Consider the following 2,519-nt stretch of genomic DNA (forward strand, 5'->3'; position numbering starts at 1 on the left):
AGCACAGTTCCGGACAGCGTGCCGAGCAACAATGCTACCTACATTCCCATCCACGTAAACTGAGCAACGAAGTGGATCGACGACCATCGCAGGGAGTTTGTCGTGGCTGGCGGCAGTACTGCTAATCGCGACGAAAACGGGCCGGCGGCATGACAGAGAAGCCCGTGGTCGACGTCGAATAGGGCGAGCGGGTCGAGGCGCAAACCGGTTCGACCCAGACACCGGCACACAGCTAGGGCAAGTGGCGTTGGTCGGCGTTGAAGTCTCCAATGCCGACTGGTTAACCACGCCTCGACCCTGCATAAAAAAGATCGATTGGGCGCGTTTCCTTATACGAGATAGGTGTTGCGCTTCGCTTTTTAGGCCGCCCAGTTTATAAATCGAGGTTGAGTGACGCCGCTTAGGATCGAACGGTCGACTCCTTTAATGCTGCTGCGCTGGCGCTTCGTCGCGCGCTTTTCGAGCCACGACAGTCATCGAGTCCCTACGCTACGGTAGCGGTCTGCGCGACGAGCAAGTCACTTCACGGACTTCTATCTTGCTTAATCCGTCGTGCGACTACTTTCGGGCTGCTGCACAATCCGACTGATCAGATACCGAGTCAACGAGCCACTCGGCGCCCGGCAGTCCACTATGTGACCGCACCGCGCGCCGAGCAGCGCAATCCCCGCGGGCGACAGCACCGAGATACGTCCTCGTTGGTAGTCGGCTTCATCTGGATAGACCAGTGTCCATCGATAGACGTCTCCTCCGACATCGACGCACTCGAGGGTCGTATTCAATGTGATGACGTCCGGGGGAACGTCGGCGGAATCCACGAACACGGCCATCGCTTCCAGTTCCTCCAGGAGCGCCCGCTGCTGAGCGGTGGCGGTAATCAGATACCCGCCTCGCTTGAGCCGCGCGATGTCGGTCTCGGATAAAATCCGCGAATTGTCGGAGCGTGATCGCGAATCAGCGAAGGAGCCAACTTGAACTAGCGGCATATATGCCTCCTGGAAGCGTGAAGGTTACAAAGGTCCGTGCAACTGCCACCCGACCAGACGTCTAGCCATGAACCGTCCACGAAAATAAGGCGCTCGAGGCTTCCGTTTCGTATCACCTGGCGCACCGCAAGTGGGTTCACGAATACTCCGGGCCGTTCATCCGGAAACACAACTTGCATCAGCGGGGAAAGACGTTGCGTCACTTCGGAGAAGTTCGCTGCTCGCGCCGGTAAGGCCGTTCCCAGCCAATAGAGAAGCGCTGTACGCGTGTCTTCGGGATCGCGTGCCACATAACGCAAACCTCGATTGGTCGGCGACGTATTGATCGTCTTCATGGAAAGGCCTCCTTTCCTTGCTCACCGTCTGCTTCGGCTGTGACTGTGTTCATGTGTCGCTTCGGGACGCGTCCTTACGTTGCTCTTCACCCAGAGCCGGCCCCACTCGATCGAATACATGAGTGCTTGCGCCGCGTCGTAGAAATAGTCGAGTCCACGAACGCTGTGCTTGCGGTGGCCTTGTCGTTCAACCAACAGGTCAGCCGAATATAAATGCGCATGCGCGGGGGGCGCAGTGGCTGTCAAAACGTAGCCCGCGTAGTCCACGCACAGCTTTGACGCTGAGCATTGGCCCGCTCGCAAACGCGCTGCTAGCGTTTCTGATGGGCCGCCTGCGGACGTTATGCGAGGATGTTGCACGACACCAGAACGCTCCGGCTTGCGCGACGGTTGCATATTCGTCATGTAGGAAATCACTCTCATGTCAGCGACGTCTTTGAATTCGAACGCGATAGCGACCACACCGCCAGAAAAGCGGCACGAGGCAGTTCGCGTTGGATAATGTCCCACGGCTTAACGAAGGCGAACTCGCATGTCGGGACAGGCGTGCCCGTACGACGGTCGCCGCTCCGTTAGAGACGGGGTTTGCTTGGAGGGGTGAGCCCGGCCTGCGTCTGAGGTTTGGTTGTCAGGCGAGCCGGGCGGAAGGAAGTGCTGACTTGTCCGCCGGACACGCGCGGCTCCGAGTGCATTTCGCTGTCTCCGATCCTTCACGCGTGCAGCCCGCCGTTCCGACCATAGACGGAAGACGAAGCGACGCGAGAGAGCAATTCGAAGCAAAACGCACGACAAGGTCCTCTAATAAGAGCGTTCGATTCACGCTGGATGCAGACAGCCTCATTAAAGCGTGTTCGAAAGCATATTGCAAGCTTTCTGCGCCCATGCGCGACAATGTGGCCTGCCGGCCGCCCGCGAGGCTGCGGTGGCTTTGCGGTGGCTTAGTCGTCGGGATGGGTGGCGCCGCGCACTCGAGACTCCAGGATCCGGCTGGCGCGAAACAGCACCACCCGTCGCGCCGCAACAGGGACCGCGGCTCCCGTCTTCGGGTTCCGCCCGGGTCGCGCACGTTTATCGCGCACCTGAAAGCAGCCGAACCCCGACAGTCCGACCGTTTCGCCGTCTCCTAGTGCAGTGCGTCACAAATAATGCAACTTAATGACGATTTGTGAGTCTCCATTTGCATGGAGGGAGAACTCAT

At 59.0% G+C, this 2,519-nt stretch carries 2 protein-coding genes and 1 pseudogene; all 3 read right to left on the reverse strand.

The features are described 5' to 3' along the window. Window positions 1–542: 542 nt before the first annotated feature. Entirely contained in the window at window positions 543–986 is a 444-nt protein-coding gene (locus AWB67_RS36320; RefSeq protein ID WP_087660679.1) for a GreA/GreB family elongation factor, read from the reverse strand. After that, entirely contained in the window at window positions 977–1,321 is a 345-nt protein-coding gene (locus AWB67_RS42670) for a hypothetical protein (protein ID WP_087660680.1), read from the reverse strand. Before AWB67_RS42670 ends, AWB67_RS36320 begins: the two co-directional genes overlap by 10 nt. A 938-nt stretch (window positions 1,322–2,259) precedes the next feature. Next, window positions 2,260–2,457 (reverse strand): annotated as a pseudogene (locus AWB67_RS36330) (HU family DNA-binding protein); the annotation flags it as partial. Between the last annotated feature and the right edge of the window lie 62 nt (window positions 2,458–2,519).

The organism is Caballeronia terrestris (genome assembly GCF_001544515.1).
In the GTDB taxonomy this organism is placed as follows: Bacteria; Pseudomonadota; Gammaproteobacteria; order Burkholderiales; family Burkholderiaceae; genus Caballeronia; species Caballeronia terrestris.